The 16,713-nt window shown below is 61.5% G+C and carries 16 protein-coding genes; 6 read left to right on the top strand and 10 right to left on the bottom strand.

Translation table 11 applies throughout. The annotated features are described in order from the left end of the window. Positions 1-2 precede the first annotated feature (2 nt). The 5 genes from HJB83_RS12165 to hisB are packed head-to-tail and all read right to left on the bottom strand — an operon-like array spanning position 3 to position 2,561. Positions 3-560 (bottom strand): hypothetical protein, encoded by a 558-nt coding sequence (locus HJB83_RS12165; protein ID WP_221131575.1) that lies wholly within the window; start codon positions 558-560, stop codon positions 3-5. Then, positions 557-739 (bottom strand): hypothetical protein, encoded by a 183-nt coding sequence (locus HJB83_RS12160; RefSeq protein ID WP_221131574.1) that lies wholly within the window; start codon positions 737-739, stop codon positions 557-559. Before HJB83_RS12160 ends, HJB83_RS12165 begins: the two co-directional genes overlap by 4 nt. 52 nt (positions 740-791) lie before the next feature. Next, entirely contained in the window at positions 792-1,442 is a 651-nt protein-coding gene (gene hisH / locus HJB83_RS12155; RefSeq protein WP_221131573.1) for an imidazole glycerol phosphate synthase subunit HisH, read from the bottom strand. Positions 1,443-1,444: 2 nt separating this feature from the next. Continuing rightward, complete coding sequence (locus tag HJB83_RS12150; RefSeq protein WP_221131572.1) at positions 1,445-1,930, bottom strand: DUF2628 domain-containing protein; 486 nt, start codon at positions 1,928-1,930, stop codon at positions 1,445-1,447. A gap of 22 nt (positions 1,931-1,952) precedes the next feature. Beyond that, a complete protein-coding gene (gene hisB, locus HJB83_RS12145; protein ID WP_003583306.1) occupies positions 1,953-2,561 on the bottom strand; it encodes an imidazoleglycerol-phosphate dehydratase HisB in 609 nt (202 codons plus the stop codon). Positions 2,562-2,737: 176 nt separating this feature from the next. Between hisB and hslV the strand changes: the two genes are divergently transcribed. The 5 genes from hslV (at position 2,738) to HJB83_RS12120 (ending at position 9,516) form a co-directional block, all read left to right on the top strand. Continuing rightward, positions 2,738-3,265 (top strand): ATP-dependent protease subunit HslV, encoded by a 528-nt coding sequence (gene hslV / locus HJB83_RS12140; protein ID WP_164015464.1) that lies wholly within the window; start codon positions 2,738-2,740, stop codon positions 3,263-3,265. Between the two features lie 90 nt (positions 3,266-3,355). Then, positions 3,356-4,663, top strand: coding sequence for an ATP-dependent protease ATPase subunit HslU (gene hslU / locus HJB83_RS12135; protein WP_007632042.1), 1,308 nt, complete (start codon positions 3,356-3,358; stop codon positions 4,661-4,663). A gap of 189 nt (positions 4,664-4,852) precedes the next feature. Beyond that, complete coding sequence (locus HJB83_RS12130; protein ID WP_207582356.1) at positions 4,853-5,800, top strand: DUF1402 family protein; 948 nt, start codon at positions 4,853-4,855, stop codon at positions 5,798-5,800. Positions 5,801-5,847: 47 nt separating this feature from the next. Beyond that, the gene (locus HJB83_RS12125; protein ID WP_221115373.1) at positions 5,848-7,260 is read left to right on the top strand and encodes a cytochrome P450; all 1,413 of its coding nucleotides are present in this window, start codon (positions 5,848-5,850) and stop codon (positions 7,258-7,260) included. 84 nt (positions 7,261-7,344) lie between these two features. Continuing rightward, entirely contained in the window at positions 7,345-9,516 is a 2,172-nt protein-coding gene (locus HJB83_RS12120) for a malate synthase G (RefSeq protein WP_221159556.1), read from the top strand. A 77-nt stretch (positions 9,517-9,593) separates the two neighbouring features. Here the strand turns inward: HJB83_RS12120 and HJB83_RS12115 are convergent, their stop codons facing one another. Beyond that, complete coding sequence (locus HJB83_RS12115; protein WP_207582358.1) at positions 9,594-10,277, bottom strand: L,D-transpeptidase; 684 nt, start codon at positions 10,275-10,277, stop codon at positions 9,594-9,596. Between the two features lie 179 nt (positions 10,278-10,456). Here HJB83_RS12115 and HJB83_RS12110 point away from each other — a divergent pair, with 179 nt between their 5' ends. Beyond that, positions 10,457-10,951, top strand: coding sequence for an MmcB family DNA repair protein (locus HJB83_RS12110; RefSeq protein ID WP_207582359.1), 495 nt, complete (start codon positions 10,457-10,459; stop codon positions 10,949-10,951). Positions 10,952-10,963: 12 nt separating this feature from the next. On the opposite strand, the gene HJB83_RS12105 is transcribed toward HJB83_RS12110, so the two are convergent. The 4 genes from HJB83_RS12105 to HJB83_RS12090 all read right to left on the bottom strand — a co-directional run bounded on the left by HJB83_RS12105 (position 10,964) and on the right by HJB83_RS12090 (position 16,372). Beyond that, positions 10,964-11,542, bottom strand: coding sequence for an ActR/PrrA/RegA family redox response regulator transcription factor (locus HJB83_RS12105; protein WP_207582360.1), 579 nt, complete (start codon positions 11,540-11,542; stop codon positions 10,964-10,966). A gap of 68 nt (positions 11,543-11,610) precedes the next feature. After that, positions 11,611-12,939 carry an ActS/PrrB/RegB family redox-sensitive histidine kinase gene (locus HJB83_RS12100; RefSeq protein WP_221131570.1) on the bottom strand — a complete coding sequence of 443 codons (1,329 nt, stop codon included), beginning with the start codon at positions 12,937-12,939 and terminating at the stop codon, positions 11,611-11,613. A gap of 23 nt (positions 12,940-12,962) precedes the next feature. After that, on the bottom strand, positions 12,963-15,428 hold the full coding sequence (hrpB, locus tag HJB83_RS12095) for an ATP-dependent helicase HrpB (protein WP_221131569.1): 2,466 nt from the start codon (positions 15,426-15,428) through the stop codon (positions 12,963-12,965). After that, positions 15,425-16,372 (bottom strand): ornithine cyclodeaminase family protein, encoded by a 948-nt coding sequence (locus tag HJB83_RS12090; RefSeq protein ID WP_221131568.1) that lies wholly within the window; start codon positions 16,370-16,372, stop codon positions 15,425-15,427. The genes hrpB and HJB83_RS12090 overlap by 4 nt, the downstream gene beginning before the upstream one ends. Positions 16,373-16,713 lie beyond the last annotated feature (341 nt).

Below are 16,713 nucleotides of genomic sequence, written 5' to 3'. Positions count from 1 at the left end.
TCTTACGTCCGTAGAGTGGTCGGTACCATCAGCGCATTCCACGCATCTACGATATCCGAGTGGAAAAAGACAGCGGCAAAGGTGGCCGCGCCGAAAAGCAGAAGCAGCAGCAGGGCGACGACAAAGCCGGCACGGACCTGGCGCCAGAAGCCGAGGCGCCGCTTCATCGATTTTTCGATGTCACGCATCTTTCGCAGCGCATCATTGTTGACGGCGGCCAGCCGGATCTCCGGTTCCATCGCCTCCACATAGGTTTCGGCATAGCTCGAAAGGATCTGCGAGGCCCGGTCGCGCAGCGTATTGCGCAAGTCGGTCGAGAGATAATTGCTGGTGACGGCGGCAAGCTCGGCTTCATTGGGCGAACGGCCGGCGTTGCGCTTGCGATGGCTGACAACGAAATCACGCTTCTGTCGCTCGTAGAGGGCGTAGGCTAGCAAGCCGATCAGATCGTCCTCGCCTTCGATATAGAATTCCAGCACGGCCTCTGCGACGTCGCCGGCGTTGATCCCGTTGGCGCGCAGCTGCGAATTTTCGTTGCCGGCAAGGAATTCGTGGGTCATCGGTCCAGCCTTTCTTTCAGCGCCTTGGTCGCATTGAAAAGCGCCTTCCTGTGGAGGGCCTCATCGACACGGCGAATGATCGTGCCGCCCGGAAGCTTGATATCAGAAAAGGCAGGCAGGCCCTCTCTGGAAGGCCGCAACGTGTAGATTACCTTGCCTGATTTCCGCGACGCCGGCATCGAGCGCACTCCTGTCCCGCCGTTTCCTTAAAGGGGAAATAAGGCGGAGGTATCACGGATTCCAGCGCAGGAAATTCGTGATCAGCGCCAGCCCGAGCTTCTGGCTCTTTTCAGGGTGAAACTGGGCGCCCACCATGTTGTCGCGCCCGACGACGGCGGTCATTGCACCACCATAGTCAACGGTCGCGATGACGTCGTCGTCGTTTTCGGCGGCAAGCTGGTAGGAGTGCACGAAATAGGCATGCAGTCCCTCCGGGCCGGTCGCGATACCATCAAAGAGGGGATGGTCGCGCTTCAGGTCGAGCGTGTTCCAGCCGATCTGCGGGATCTTCAGTTGAGGATCATCAGGCGTCATCCCGACGACGTCGCCGGCAATCCAGTTAAAACCATGCGTCACGGTCTTCTCGAGGCCGCGCGAGGACATCAGCTGCATGCCGACGCAGATGCCGAGGAACGGCCGTGCCCTCTTCTCGACAGCCTCGATCAACACCTCGGCCATTCCAGGCACCGCATCGAGGCCGCGCCGGCAATCGGCATAAGCGCCGACACCGGGAAGCACGATACGATCGGCCGCGGCAACATCCTCTGCCCTATCGGTGAGATCGATATGCGCATTGATGCCTGCCTCGCGGGCGGCCCGCTCGAAAGCCTTGGTCGCCGAGCGAAGGTTACCGGAGCCGTAGTCGATAATCGCGACGCGCATCGTCAGCGTCCTCCATCAAAACCAAAGAGGCCAAGCGATGTGGCATGGCCAGGCGGGCTGTTCGGCCGGGTCTTGTTGTCCCAGTCCGGTGCCGCGGCGTCATCGCTATTCGCGATGGCCGGCCTGTCCGAAAAATAGACCTGCTCGGCAATGCCGATCGTATCGGCTGCTATGAGTGCGTCTTCGTTCCAGCCTTTGGCGGCGAGGGTGCGGATACGCAAATTCTGGCCCTCGAGCCCGACCAGCACATTCACACCTAGCATGATGGCCGCTCCCGCCAGCCCGAGATCCGGCTCTTCCATCAGCGCACCACCGAGGCCCTGCAGCAGAAAGGCCGCGGCCGCAGGCAGCCAAAGCCGATGGGCCAGCAGCCACAGCCAGGGAAAGAGAAAGCCGAGCAGCGTGAAGCCGTCGCGGATGGTTCGCGTCTCGTTGACCGCGGCGCTCGTGCTGCCGGGTGGTGTCAGGAAAATATAGCTTGATGTCATTGTCGCCGCTCCCTTGAAGGGCTCAGACGAGCGTGCCCTTGGTCGAGGGAACACGGCCCGCCTGTCTCGGATCGATCTCTGTCGCCGTGCGCAATGCGCGGGCAACGGCCTTGAAGCATGTCTCGGCAATATGGTGGTTGTTGGCGCCATAATGATTGAGAATATGCAAGGTGATGCCGGCATTCTGGGCAAGCGCCTGGAAGAATTCGCGAACGAGTTCGGTGTCGAACGTGCCGATCTTCGGCGCGCTGAACGCAACGTTCCAGACGAGGAACGGCCGGCCGGAAAGATCGACCGCGGCCTTGGTCATCGTCTCGTCCATGGCGAGATCGATCGAAGCGTAGCGCGTGATGCCGCGCCTGTCGCCGAGCGCCTTGGAGATCGCCTGGCCGATGGCGATGCCGGTATCCTCGACCGTGTGGTGGTCGTCGATATGCAGGTCGCCCTTGGCCTCGATCTCCATATCGATGAGGGAATGCCGCGACAGCTGGTCGAGCATATGGTCGAAGAAGCCGACGCCGGTCGAAATCTTCGATTTGCCGGTGCCGTCGAGATTGACGGAGACGGAAATCGAGGTTTCGTTGGTCTTGCGGGAAACGCTGCCCGTACGGCTTGCTGCGGTCTCGGCCATATGGCCCTCCATCGGAATAAGGCCGTTCCTTATCAGGCGCATCGGCAAATATCCAGAAGCCGGGCAAGAGAAAAGCCGGCCCATTTGCAAACGGCGCCGGCCCTCTTACATAGGGCTCAACAGGGCCAATGTGTGGTCTCGCGTAAACGCCCGCGTCGTGGGCAGACAGGTGTTTGATGACAACGATCATTACAGTTCGAAAAGGCGGCAAGGTGGTGATGGCCGGCGACGGCCAGGTGAGCCTCGGCCAGACCGTCATGAAGGGCAATGCCCGCAAGGTGCGCCGCATCGGCAAGGGTGAAGTCGTCGCCGGTTTCGCCGGCGCCACTGCCGATGCCTTTACCCTGCTCGAAAGGCTTGAAAAGAAGCTGGAGCAATATCCCGGTCAGCTGATGCGTGCCGCCGTCGAGCTTGCCAAAGACTGGCGCACCGACAAATACCTGCGTAATCTCGAAGCCATGATGCTCGTCGCCGACAAGTCGATCACGCTGGCGATCACCGGCAATGGCGACGTGCTCGAGCCCGAGCATGGCACGACGGCGATCGGCTCGGGCGGCAATTTTGCCTTAGCCGCCGCCCGCGCGCTGATGGATACCGACAAATCGGCCGAAGAGATCGCGCGCCGCGCTCTCGAAATCGCCGCCGACATCTGCGTCTACACCAACCACAATATCGTGGTCGAATCGCTGGATGTCGAAGGCTGAACCTCGGGCCTTGCGGCCGCTGCGGCGGCGAGCAAAGACGAATTACGGCCGGGTGCTGATGGCCCCGGACCGCCAGGAGAATGACACGCAATGACGACTTTTTCCCCCCGCGAGATCGTTTCCGAACTCGACCGCTACATTATCGGCCAGCATGACGCCAAACGCGCCGTCGCGATTGCGCTTCGCAACCGCTGGCGTCGCCAGCAGTTGGACCCCAGCCTTCGCGACGAAGTCATGCCGAAGAACATCCTGATGATCGGCCCGACCGGTGTCGGCAAGACCGAGATCTCCCGCCGCCTGGCAAAACTCGCCGGCGCGCCCTTCATCAAGGTGGAAGCCACCAAATTCACCGAAGTCGGTTATGTCGGCCGCGATGTCGAGCAGATCATCCGCGATCTTGTCGAGGTCGGTATCGGCCTGGTGCGCGAGAAGAAGCGGACCGAGGTCCAGGCCAAGGCCCACGTCAGCGCCGAGGAGCGTGTTCTCGATGCGCTGGTCGGCACCACCGCCTCGCCCGCCACCCGCGAAAACTTCCGCAAGAAGCTGAGGGATGGCGAACTCGACGACAAGGAAATCGATATCGAGGTGGCCGATGCCGGTTCCGGCATGGGTGGCTTTGAAATACCCGGCATGCCGGGCGCCAATATCGGCGTGCTCAACCTGTCGGAAATGTTCGGCAAAGCCATGGGCGGACGCACCAAGAAGGTCCGCACCACGGTCAAGGCCTCCTACAGCGACCTGATCCGCGACGAATCCGACAAGCTGATCGACAATGAGGTGATCCAGCGCGAGGCCGTTCGCTCCACCGAGAATGACGGTATCGTCTTCCTCGACGAAATCGACAAGATCGCCGCCCGTGACGGCGGCATGGGCGCCGGCGTTTCGCGCGAAGGCGTTCAGCGCGACCTCTTGCCGCTCGTCGAAGGCACGACGGTCTCGACCAAATATGGGCCGGTGAAGACGGATCATATCCTCTTCATCGCCTCCGGCGCCTTCCATGTCTCCAAACCCTCGGATCTTTTGCCGGAACTGCAGGGTCGCTTGCCGATCCGTGTCGAATTGCGTCCTTTGAACAAGGAGGATTTCCGCCGAATCTTGACCGAGACGGAAGCAAGCCTCATCCGCCAGTATCGTGCGCTGATGGAAACCGAAAGCCTGAGCCTCGAATTCACTGATGACGCGATCGATGCGCTTGCCGATGTCGCCGTGCATCTGAACTCCTCCGTCGAAAACATCGGCGCCCGCCGTCTGCAGACGGTGATGGAGCGGGTGCTGGACGAGATCTCCTACAACGCGCCGGACCGGGGCGGAACGGCCGTGACGATCGATGCCGCCTATGTGCGCGAACATGTCGGCGATCTCGCGCAGAATACCGATCTCTCGCGCTTCATTCTGTGATATCGGCGCACCGGTCCATGTCTTTCCCGATGTGAATGCCGGATTGTGACGAACTCCACTCTCGACAGCGGGCCTTTTACTTTTTAGTGAAGGCCCGTTTGTTTTCCGCTGCGGCTTTATTCGGCCAAGATTCTGGTCCAGTCAGCCGCATCGCAAACAGGACGATGGAACCGGACGGGATAGCGGATCGTGCGACGCCTTTTGACAAGCCTTTTGATTGCCGTTGCCCTGGTGAATTCGGCGCCCGCCTTCGCAATGCAGACGGTGCCGGCCGGCAACCGCCATGCCGAGCAGCCGGATATTCCGGGCGCGTCCGTCAGGCGCACCAAGGGAACCAAGAGCAGCTTCGATCTGAAGTATGAAAAGGTCCACGAGCTCCTGGCCACCGATCGCGAGCTGATGGGCAAGATCCGCAAGGTCTCCAGCGCTTACGGCATCAATCCCATCCATGTCGTCGGCGCGATCGTTGGCGAACACACTTATAATGTCGACGCCTACGACCGGCTGCAGTCCTATTATGTCAAGGCTGCTTCTTACGCTGGAGAAAGCTTCCGCTTCGCTTATGACGGCGAAAACATCGACGACTTCGTGGTGCGGCCGCAATTTGCCGAGTGCAAAGGCAAGAGCGATTCCTACACGCTGTGGTCCTGCCGCGAAGATGTCTGGGAAAGTGATTTTCGCGGCAAGACCGTGGGTGGCAAGAGCTTTCCCGACAACCGCTTCAGCGCGGTCTTCTTCCAGCCCTTCTACGCCGGTCAGACCTTCGGCCTCGGCCAGGTCAATCCGTTGACGGCGCTGATGCTCTCCGATCTCGTGGCCCGTGTCTCCGGTTATCCGAAGCTGAACGAGAAGAATGCCGGCGCCGTCTACAAGTCCATCATGGATCCCGATATCTCGCTCGCCTTTGTCGCCGCCTCGATCCGCCGGTCGATCGACGATTACAAGGAGATCGCCGGCATGGACATCTCGGGCAATCCCGGCCTGACCGCGACGCTTTATAATGTCGGCAACTCGCGCCAGCGCGCCGCAGCCCTTGCCGCGAAAAACCGCTCCGCCGGCGCGACCGTCTGGCCGGAGGAGAATTATTACGGCTGGCTGATCAACGACAAGCTGGACGAACTCAAGGGCCTGCTCTAGCTTCACGCCTGACGGGAAGCGTAGATTTTCCCCGAAAGGCTTTTCCGATGGACATGCGTCCGGACCCCTTCGTTCCGCCGGCACCGCTGCCGCGCACCGTACCGCCGAGCCGGCTGGAAATCATCCGCGTCATCCTGCGCAACCCGCTCGAACTCTGGGGCGAGCCGTCTTACACGCTGCCCTGGATCCACACCAATTTCTTTGGCCAGAGGACGCTGATCGTCAATGATCCCGGCCTGATCAAGCATGTGCTGGTCGACAATGCCAATAATTACCGCATGTCGGATGTGCGCCAGCTCGTCCTGCGTCCGATCCTACGCGACGGTCTTCTGACCGCCGAAGGTCCCGTCTGGAAAAGATCACGCAAGGCGGTGGCGCCGGTTTTCACGCCCCGCCATGCCCAAGGCTTCGCCGGGCAGATGTTGCGCCAGTCTGAAGACTATGCCGGCAAATATGAGAGCGCAGGCGAGGCGGGAGCGATTTTCGATATCAGCACCGACATGACCGAGCTGACCTTCGCGATTCTCGCTGACACGTTATTCTCCGGTGAAATCGTCACCTCAAGCGGCAATTTCGCCGATGATGTCAATGATCTCCTGAATCGCATGGGCCGCGTCGATCCGATGGATCTGATGCGCGCCCCGTCCTGGGTTCCACGTGTGACACGCATCGGCGGTCAGAAAGTGCTGGAGAAATTCCGCGCCATTGTGCGCAACACGATGGATACGCGACTGGCAAAGATGAAGGCCAATCGCGCCACCGCGCCCGAAGATTTCCTGACCCTGCTCTTGGAGCAGGCCGGCCCTGACGGGCTGACGAAAGAAGAAATCGAAGACAATATTCTGACGTTTATCGGCGCGGGGCATGAGACCACAGCGCGGGCATTGGCCTGGACGCTGTATTGCGTATCGAACAGCCCGCACATCCGTGAGGCGATGGAAGTAGAAATCGACGCAGTGCTCGCCACTGGCGCCGAACCGGTGGAATGGCTGGATCTAATGCCGCTGACGCGCGCCGCCTTCGAGGAGGCTTTACGCCTCTATCCGCCGGCACCATCCATCAATCGCGCCGCCATAGCGGCTGATTCCTGGACAAGCCCTAAGGGCGAGCGGGTCGAGATCGATGCCGATGTCACGTTGCTGATCATGCCCTGGACGTTGCATCGCCACGAACTCTATTGGGACAGGCCGCGCGCCTATATGCCGGAACGCTTCCTGCCGGAAAATCGCGGCTCCATCGGCCGCTTCCAGTTCCTGCCTTTCGGCGCCGGTCCGCGTGTCTGTATCGGCGCAACCTTTGCGCTTCAGGAGGCGGTGATTGCCCTTGCTGTTCTGATGCATCGCTATCGCTTCGATTCCACCGCTCAGACCAATCCCTGGCCGGTGCAGAAATTAACGACGCAGCCGCAGAATGGGCTTCCGATGTGCGTAACGCCGCGCATAATTTCCACAAAAGCATAAATCTTTCGAATTATTGCCGAATTGACTGTGAATGAAAGCCGGGCAAAGTGGCAGCATTCAAAGTCGTGCCAAGGAGAATGCCGCATGAACCGCATTGATAAGAACGGTCTTGCCGTCGAAGCCGTCCTTCATGATTTCCTCGTCAAGGAGGTGCTGCCAGGGCTAGCGGTCGACGCGGACAAGTTCTTTGCCGATTTTTCGGCGATCGTCCATGATCTCGCCCCTAGGAATCGTGCGCTGCTGGCAAAACGCGACGACCTGCAGGTTAAGATCGACGACTGGTATCGCCGGCATGGCTCGCCTGCGGATATGGACGAATACCAGTCCTTCCTCCGCGAAATCGGCTATCTCTTGCCTGAGGGATCGGACTTCCAAGTGTCGACCGATAACGTCGATCCTGAGATCGCCTCGATTGCAGGCCCGCAGCTGGTCGTTCCCGTCATGAACGCCCGTTATGCGCTCAACGCCGCCAATGCCCGCTGGGGCTCGCTCTATGATGCGCTCTATGGCACGGACGCCATTCCCGAGACCGACGGCGCTGAAAAGGGCAAGGGTTACAATCCGAAGCGCGGCGAGAAGGTCATCGCCTGGGTGCGAGATTTTCTCGATATGTCTGTGCCGCTGCAGGATAGCAGCTGGAAGGATATCGGCAGTTTCGCCGTCAAGGACGGAGCGCTCGCGATCAGATCGATCGATGGCGAGCAGGCAATGCTGAGGGATGACGGGCATTTTGCCGGCTATCGCGGCGATGCCGCCGCACCGACGCATATTCTCCTGAAGAACAACGGCATCCATATCGAGATCGTCATCGATGTGACGACGGCGATCGGCAAGACCGATCCGGCTCATATCTCCGATGTCTGGCTGGAATCGGCGATTACGACAATTATGGACTGCGAGGATTCGATCGCTGCCGTCGACGCCGAGGACAAGGTCGTCGTCTACAGCAACTGGCTCGGCCTGATGAGGGGCGATCTCCAGGAAGAGGTGGTAAAGGGCGGAACGAGCTTCATCCGCAAGCTCAATCCGGATGTGCAATATACCGGCCCGGACGGCGCTTCGTTCGAGGTGCATCGCCGCTCGCTGATGCTGGTGCGCAATGTCGGCCACCTGATGACCAATCCGGCGATCCTCGACCGCGACGGCCTCGAAGTACCGGAAGGCATCATGGATGCCGTCATCACCGGGCTGATCTCGCTTTACGACATCGGCCCGGCCGGCCGCAGGAAGAATTCCCGCACCGGCTCGATGTATGTGGTCAAGCCGAAAATGCATGGGCCGGAAGAGGTGGCCTTCGCCGACGAGATCTTCTCGCGGGTCGAAGACGCGCTTGGCCTGCCGCGCTACACCATCAAGATGGGCATCATGGATGAGGAGCGCCGCACGACGATCAATCTCAAGGAATGCATCCGTGCTGCCCGCGAGCGCGTCGTCTTCATCAATACCGGCTTCCTCGATCGCACCGGCGACGAGATCCACACCTCGATGGAAGCCGGCCCGATGATTCGCAAGGGCGACATGCGCCAGGCGGCCTGGATCGCCGCCTATGAAAACTGGAACGTCGACATCGGGCTCGAATGCGGTCTTGCCGGCCATGCGCAGATCGGCAAGGGCATGTGGGCGATGCCGGATCTGATGGCGGCGATGCTGGAGCAGAAGATCGCCCATCCGAAGGCCGGCGCCAACACCGCCTGGGTCCCGTCGCCGACGGCCGCCACCCTGCATGCCACCCATTATCACCGGGTGAATGTCGCCAGGGTTCAGCAGGGGCTGAAGGACCGTGCGCGCGCCAAGCTCTCCGACATTCTCTCCGTGCCGGTTGCGGTGCGGCCGAACTGGACGCCGGAGGAAATCCAGCGCGAACTCGACAACAATGCCCAGGGCATCCTCGGCTACGTCGTGCGCTGGGTCGATCAGGGCGTTGGTTGCTCGAAGGTGCCAGACATCAACAATGTCGGCCTGATGGAGGATCGTGCGACATTGCGCATCTCGGCCCAGCACATGGCGAACTGGCTGCACCACAAGGTCGTCACCGAGGCTCAGATCGCCGAAACGATGCAGCGCATGGCCGCTGTCGTCGACCGGCAGAACGAGCAAGACCCCGCTTATCGGCCGATGGCCGGCAATTTCGACGGCTCGATCGCCTTTCAGGCCGCCCTCGATCTCGTCCTGAAGGGCAGGGAGCAGCCGAACGGCTATACCGAGCCGGTGCTTCACCGCCGCCGCCTTGAACTCAAGGCGAAGCAAGAAGGGTGAGAGCATAGGTGAGAATATGAAAAGGCCGCCGGAACGACAGCCCGGCGGCCTTTTTTATACCGAATTCAGTATCTAGCTTACTGGATAACGACGACCTTGGACGTGCCCTTGCCGGGACGGACGCGGCTATAGAGGTCAATGACGTCCTGGTTCATCAGGCGAATGCAGCCCGAGGAAGCGGCAGTGCCGATCGAAGCCCATTCCGGTGTGCCGTGCAGGCGGAACAGCGTGTCCTTGCCGTCATCGTTGAAGAGATACATGGCGCGTGCGCCGAGCGGATTGCTGAGACCCGGGCCCATGCCGTCTTCGACATACTTGGCGACGTCAGGACGGCGAACGGCCATTTCCTTCGGCGGGTGCCAGGTCGGCCATTCCTGCTTCCAGGCGACGTAGGCGGTGCCGGCCCATGCGAAGCCCTGCTTGCCGACGCCGATGCCGTAGCGCATCGCCTTGCCGTTGGCCAGGATGTAATAGAGGAAGCGCTCGCGAGTGTTGACGATGATCGTACCGGGGCGCTCGGTGGTCTGGTAGCTGACGACCTGGCGGCGGAACTGCGGCTTGACCCGGTCGATCGGGATCGCCGGCAGAGAGTATCCGGAATCCTTCGTCACGCCATAGGCGTCATTGAAGATCTGGGCTGTCTGTACCGTCGGGCCGGCGCCCTTGTCGTCGACGGATGCGCTGTCTGATGTCGAGGAGCAACCGGCCAGTGCCAGCGTCGTCAGCAGGCCAAATACCGGGAATGCATTGCGGATGCGCATAGATGACTCTTGAAGTTTTGGGGCAAGGAGAACAGTCTTTCGACCATCGTTGATTATGGTTTATTTTCGATTAACTTGCGCTTTGCAAGGCTACTGCTGCGCGACAAATCCATCTGCGGCGCAAATTAGAAGCGCATGGTTTTTTTGCAACAACACGCCAGCCCCTGCTAGGGTTATCCATGACGATTTTGAGCGTTTACAATAACAATCCGTTAATCGATGGCCGGCAATCGGACAGAGCCATGATGGTGCGGCGCGGAACGCAGATTTTGCTGCATGAAATGCGCCATGCCGTGCTGCCCGAACTGCCGCTCGCCAGCGGCCGCCGTGCCGATTTGATCACTGTTTCGGAAAAGGGCGAGGTCTGGATTATAGAAATCAAGACGTCGATCGAGGATTTCAGGGTGGATCGCAAATGGCCGGAATACAGGCTGCATTGCGACCGGTTGTTCTTCGCGACTCACGAAGGTGTGCCGCTCGACATCTTTCCCGAGGAGTGCGGGCTTTTCCTGTCGGACGGTTATGGCGCTCATATGATTCGCGAGGCGCCGGAACATCGTTTGGCCCCGGCCACGCGAAAATCCGTCACGCTCAATTTCTCACGTGCCGCCGCGCAGAGGCTGATGATGGCCGAATGGGCCAACGGAAAGCCGTATACCGTCGATGATGTTTGACGGATGTCTCGTCTATTTCGGCGCCCGTTTGGCAAGGATACGCTGCAGTGTGCGCCGGTGCATGTTGAGTCGGCGCGCGGTTTCCGACACGTTGCGCTCGCACATTTCATAGACCCGCTGGATGTGCTCCCAGCGCACCCGGTCGGCCGACATCGGGTTCTCGGGAAGGTCGGCCTTTTCGCCCGGCCGCTGCGTCAACGCTGAAAAGACGTCGTCGGCATCCGCTGGCTTTGCCAGGTAATCGACGGCGCCGAGTTTTACGGCGGTGACCGCGGTTGCGATATTGCCATAGCCGGTCAGCACGATGATCCTGGTGTCGTCGCGCCGCTGGCGGATAGCTTCGATGACGTCGAGCCCATTGCCGTCGCCGAGCCGAAGGTCGACCACCGCATATTTCGGCGGCCTGCCTCTCGATTTCGCAACGCCCTCCGCCACTGATTCGGCCGTCTCCACCTGAAAACCGCGCGTCTCCATCGCCCGGGCCAGCCGGCGCAGGAACGGCCCGTCGTCGTCGACGATCAGCAGGCTAGCGTCAGGACCGATATGGTCTTCATCTGCCGCGGCGAAATTTTCGTGATTTTGTTCTGTCATCGTCTTGGTCCTGGCGCTTGAACGCCCGATCTGCGTCAACCGTTTATATCCTACTTATGCCGACAAAGTCATTTTGTCGAATTTGCGTCGATCAGCATGCGCGGCCATTCGATTCGGATACGCGCGCCCGCACTTTCCGGGTCGCGATTCTCGAAAATCAGCGATGCCCCCGAGCGCTCCAGCAGCGTCTTGGCGATGAAAAGCCCAAGGCCGAGCCCGCCCGCCGTATCCTCTTTCTGCCGCTTGGTCATGTAAGGCTCGCCGATCCGCGTCAGAATATCGGGAGCGTAGCCGTTGCCGTCATCCTCGATGACGATCAGCACTTTGTCGTGATCATGCTCGACGGTGACGATCACTTTCTCCCGCGCAAAATCGACGGCGTTTTCGATCAGGTTGCCGAGCCCGTACATGATGCCGGCATTGCGGTCGGTCACCGGTTCGTCCTTGCGCGGGCTCTTTTCGATCAGCTCCAAGATGATGCCGAATTCCCGGTGTGGCGCGACGACCTCCTCGATCATCGAGGAAAGCGGCAGGCGGCGCATATGCGCTTCGCCTTCGGAGGAAAGCGTCGTCAGCCGCCGCAGGATGTCACGGCAGCGTTCGCTCTGGCTGCGCAGCAGCATCACGTCCTCGCGGAAACGATCGTCGTCCTTGAGCTCCCGCTCCATTTCCTTGGCGACGACGCTGATCGTCGCAAGCGGCGTGCCGAGCTCGTGGGCAGCGGCGGCCGCCAATCCATCGAGCTGTGAAAGGTGTTTTTCCCGCTGCAGCACCAGTTCGGTTGCAGCCAGCGCATCGGCAAGCTGGCTCGCTTCCAGCGAGACACGGTAGGCATAGAAGGCGGCGAAGGCCATCGTCGAGGCGATCGAGCACCAGACCCCGAACTGCATGACGTTATGGACGTTGATCTCGACACCGTCGAACCAGGGCAGCGGAAAAGGCGAAAAGGCAAGCATCGTGATGCACACCATCGCGAAGCCGATCAGCGCCGTGCTGTAACGGATCGGCTGCGAGGCAAACGAAATGATGACGGGCACGCAGACGAGGGCTGCGAAAGGGTTGGCAAGGCCGCCGGTGATGAAGAGCAGCGCGCAGAGCTGCAGAAGATCGAAGCCGAGCAGCGCAAAGGCGGCCGGCGGTCCCAGCCGGTGGGTCGGCGGATAGCGGATCGTCAGGTAGAAATTCACCCAGGCAAGGGCAGCGATCAGCGAAGAGCTGGCAATCAGCGGTAAGGAAAATTTCAACCAGAAGGCCACGATGAACACCGTCAGCGCCTGGCCGCAAACGGCAAGCCAGCGCAGCCGCACCAGCGTCTGCAGGCGCAGCCTGCGGCTGCTGTACCGGTCCTCCAGTGTAAGGCTTTGTGTCTTGTCAATCATGCCAGGCGTGTCGATCATGCCGGGGGCTCCTTGGATGGCCCTCATGTACCACGCGGTTTTGCCCGTGTCGTCGGCAACGCGTCTTCCGGCCGCTCCGGCCAGGGATGCCGGGGATAACGTCCGCGCATATCGGCACGCACGTCTCTCCACGTGCCCGCCCAGAAGCCGGGCAGGTCGCGGGTCGTCTGGATCGGCCGATGCGCCGGCGAGGTCAGTTCGAGCAGCAGCGGCAGACGGCCGCCGGCAATGGCCGGGTGCTGCTTCAGCCCGAACAACTCCTGCACGCGGATCGTCAACACCGGCTCCTCGCCCTCATATTGGATCGGGTGCCTCTGGCCGGTCGGCGCTTCGAAATGGGTCGGCGCAAGTCGGTTGAGGTCGCGTTGCACCTCGTGCGGCACCAACGACAGCAGCCCGTTCGACAGCCCGGCTGCTGAAATCTCGGAAAGGCCGCGAGCCTCCGTCTGAAAGGGGCCGAACCAATCATCCAGCCGCGAAAGCAGGGCATCGTCGCTGACGTCGGGCCAGGGCTCGCCGATCGTCCTGTGAAGGAATCCGATCCGCTCGCGAAGTTGCACGGCCTCCTTGGAGAAGGCGAGATGATCGAGCCCCAGCTCGCGCACGCCCTCCACCAGTGCCTGAGTGACCGCGGCCCCGGAAGGCCGTGGCAAGGGCGTCTCTTCGAAGACGATCGCACCGAGCCGGGTTGCCCGCCGCGCTCGTATCTGCCGGCTTTGCCGGTCGAAAAAGATCTGATCGCCGGTTTTGATCTCGCCGGGCAGCTCGGCGTCGATATCGCCGCGCGTCACCTCGGCTGCCGCCAATACTCGCGCCCGCGCCGCCCGCCCGGTGAGATTGGCGATAACCAGCATCTGGCTGCCGGCCAGCCTCTCGGTTTCCGGCAGCTCCGCGCCGCGCCCGTTCGCCATCACGAATCGGCCGCGCCCGCCGCGCTGAAGCGCGATCCGATCCGGGAACGCATGCAGCAGGAGCTGGCCCGCAAGTGCCGGCGCCGTTGCGGTAACGGTGTCGAGGCCGCTCGCCAGCCGCGCCGCCAGCCGCCGCGAGGCCTCTACTCTTTCGCCACGCTCGGCCTTGAAGCGTCGCAGCCGCTCCTCGATATCGATGTTCGTTCCGCCGAGCCCCTGTTCGGTGAGAAGCACGGCGATCATTGCCGCATCGCGGGCGTGCCCTGATTCGCCTGCAGAAACGACCATGGCGGCAAGCCGCGGCGGCAAAGCGAGATCACGCATCACCCTGCCGCGTACTGTCAGCGCCCCATCCTTGTCGAGCGCGCCGAGCTGGCCAAGCAGCACCCGCGCTTCCCTGAGCGTCGTCTCCGGCGGCTGGTCGACAAAGGCAAGCGACGCCGGATCCTGAACGCCCCAATGGGCGAGATCGAGCACCAGTCCGGAAAGGTCGCTGGAAAGGATCTGCGGCGGCGTGAAGGCCGGCAGGGCCGCGGTCTGTCCCTGGTGCCACAGCCTGACGGCGATACCCGGTTCCGTTCGGCCGGCGCGGCCCGCCCGCTGATCGGCGGAAGCCCGCGACACGCGCACCGTCTCCAACCGGGTGATCCCGGTCGACGCTTCGAACACTGGCAGACGCTGCAGCCCGCTGTCGATCACGATCCTGACGCCATCGATGGTGATGGAGGTTTCGGCGATCGACGTCGCAAGCACGATCTTGCGTGTTCCCGTGGATGCCGGTCGGATTGCCGCATCCTGCTCCTTCTGGCTGAGATTGCCATAGAGCGGCGCAATCAGTGTCTCGGCTCCGAATCGTCCCTGCAGCCGTTCCACCGTTCGGGTGATTTCCGCCTGGCCGGGCAGGAAAGCGAGGATCGAGCCGGTCTCATCGGCATGGGCATCGAGTATCGCCCGCGTGACCGCATCCTCGATGCGCTCGCCGCCCGGCCGATCCTGGTAGCGGATATCGATCGGAAAGCTGCGCCCCAGGCTTTCGATGACAGGCGGATGGTCGAGCAGGGCCGCCACACGTTCGACGTCGAGGGTCGCCGACATCACCAAGATACGCAAATCCTCGCGCAGGGCCGATTGGACGTCGAGCGCCAGCGCCAGTCCGAAATCGGCATCCAGCGAACGCTCGTGGAATTCGTCGAAGATGACGACAGAGACACCGGCCAATTCCGGATCGTCGAGGATCATCCGGGCAAAAACCCCCTCGGTCACGACCTCGATCCGTGTCGCTGCCGATATCCTGTTGTCGAGGCGCATGCGGTAGCCGACCGTGCTGCCAACCTGCTCGCCGAGCAATGACGCCATCCGGCTTGCCGCCGCCCGCGCCGCCAGCCGCCGGGGCTCCAGCAGGATGATCTTGCCGTCGCCGCGCCAGGCCTGGTCAAGCAGGTAAAGCGGCACCAGCGTCGTCTTGCCGGCGCCGGGCGGCGCGGAAAGGACGGCGCGTCCCTCATTGGCCAACGCCGCGCCGACGGCCGGCAGAACATGTGAAACCGGAAGTTCCGGCAATGATGCACTGATCGTCACTTTCGGCCCGTCACTGTCTCATAGGCAAGAATCGCTCCGGCGAGATCTTCCAAAGCGGCGCCGACCGATTTGAACAACGTGATTTCCTCACCATGGCTTCGCCCGCCATGGGCACCGCTGACCAGTTCCGCAAGCTCTGCTCTGATGTCGCTTTCCCTAAGCACGCCGCTTTTCAGCGGCTGGACGATATCGCCTGCCTCGCTGACGGCGCCGGCGCGGGTATCGACATAGACCGAAGCACGGCGGATGGCCTCGTCGTCGCTTTCGCGCATATTTGGCTTGAAGGCACCGACGAGATCGAGATGGGCGCCGGGCTTCAACCATTCGCCCGATATCAACGGCTCGCTGGAAAGCGTGGCGCAGGAAATGATATCGGCGGTTCGCGCCGCGGCTTCAACATCTGCAACCGCCTCGACATCCAGCCCCAGCGCCCGCCCTTCGGCGGCGATCGTTTCCGCGGCATGCCGGTTGCGACCCCAGACGCGGTACTTCTTGATCGGCCGGGTCGTGCCGTGAGCAAGTATCAGGTTGAGCGACAGTCGACCGGTCCCGCAGACCAGCATCTCCTCCGCATCGGCACGGGCGAGATAACGGGCCGCCAGCGCCGATGCTGCCGCCGTCCGCCGCGCAGTCAGTTCGCCACCGTCGATCGCAGACAGCATCTCGCCGGTAGCGCCGGAGGAAAGAAGATAGGTTCCGAAGATCGCCGGCAGGCCGCGCCGCATGTTGCCAGGAAAGACCGAGACGGTCTTCACCCCGGCATAATGTCCGGGAAGCCAGGCCGGCATCAGAAGCAGTGTAGCGCTCTCTTCACCCGGCACATCCATCTCATGGTGGTGGCGCACCGGCATCACGCATTCGCTCTGGAACATGCGGGCAATCGCCTCGATCAGTTCCGGCCAGGGCAGGGCCGCGCGCGTCTGTTCTTCATCGAGGACAAGCATTCTTCACTCCGCCGGATAGTCTATCGCCGCCAAATTAGCGACTGAGGCGCGTTATAGGCAAGCACCTGGAATTCAACATCAGGCTTCCCATATCAACCTTGTCTCCCTCGCCGAAGCCGTTCTTCAGGATTTGGCGAAAACGAATCTCAAAAACCACCCATTGGGGCGGCGGATTTCGTCTATTTTTGCGACTGTCGCTAAAAGCCCTTCATTTTCAGCCTGTTACAAAATTGTCAAAAAACTTTCGGCATGGCTGTTGACTGTTTGGGAGGGTTAGTTCTATAAGCCCACTCACTGAACGAGGGCGGCGGCGCTGCTGGCGACGAAGTCTTTCGTTCTAA

This window comes from Rhizobium sp. NZLR11 (assembly GCF_019685115.1).
Taxonomy (GTDB): domain Bacteria; phylum Pseudomonadota; class Alphaproteobacteria; order Rhizobiales; family Rhizobiaceae; genus Rhizobium.
The sequence above is the reverse complement of the archived record's forward strand: the minus strand, read 5'-3'. Positions and strand labels throughout refer to the sequence as shown.

Excerpts from the sequence above, each read along its gene's own strand:
- HJB83_RS12125 (WP_221115373.1), top strand. The coding sequence starts at position 5,848 with ATGGACATGCGTCCGGACCCCTTCGTTCCGCCGGCACCGCTGCCGCGC.
- HJB83_RS12105 (WP_207582360.1), bottom strand. The coding sequence starts at position 11,542 with ATGACAGAACAAAATCACGAAAATTTCGCCGCGGCAGATGAAGACCAT.
- HJB83_RS12160 (WP_221131574.1), bottom strand. The coding sequence starts at position 739 with ATGCCGGCGTCGCGGAAATCAGGCAAGGTAATCTACACGTTGCGGCCT.
- HJB83_RS12090 (WP_221131568.1), bottom strand. The coding sequence starts at position 16,372 with ATGCTTGTCCTCGATGAAGAACAGACGCGCGCGGCCCTGCCCTGGCCG.
- hslV (WP_164015464.1), top strand. The coding sequence starts at position 2,738 with ATGACAACGATCATTACAGTTCGAAAAGGCGGCAAGGTGGTGATGGCC.
- HJB83_RS12110 (WP_207582359.1), top strand. The coding sequence starts at position 10,457 with ATGACGATTTTGAGCGTTTACAATAACAATCCGTTAATCGATGGCCGG.
- HJB83_RS12165 (WP_221131575.1), bottom strand. The coding sequence starts at position 560 with ATGACCCACGAATTCCTTGCCGGCAACGAAAATTCGCAGCTGCGCGCC.
- hisH (WP_221131573.1), bottom strand. The coding sequence starts at position 1,442 with ATGCGCGTCGCGATTATCGACTACGGCTCCGGTAACCTTCGCTCGGCG.
- hisB (WP_003583306.1), bottom strand. The coding sequence starts at position 2,561 with ATGGCCGAGACCGCAGCAAGCCGTACGGGCAGCGTTTCCCGCAAGACC.
- hslU (WP_007632042.1), top strand. The coding sequence starts at position 3,356 with ATGACGACTTTTTCCCCCCGCGAGATCGTTTCCGAACTCGACCGCTAC.
- HJB83_RS12150 (WP_221131572.1), bottom strand. The coding sequence starts at position 1,930 with ATGACATCAAGCTATATTTTCCTGACACCACCCGGCAGCACGAGCGCC.
- HJB83_RS12100 (WP_221131570.1), bottom strand. The coding sequence starts at position 12,939 with ATGATCGACACGCCTGGCATGATTGACAAGACACAAAGCCTTACACTG.
- HJB83_RS12115 (WP_207582358.1), bottom strand. The coding sequence starts at position 10,277 with ATGCGCATCCGCAATGCATTCCCGGTATTTGGCCTGCTGACGACGCTG.
- HJB83_RS12120 (WP_221159556.1), top strand. The coding sequence starts at position 7,345 with ATGAACCGCATTGATAAGAACGGTCTTGCCGTCGAAGCCGTCCTTCAT.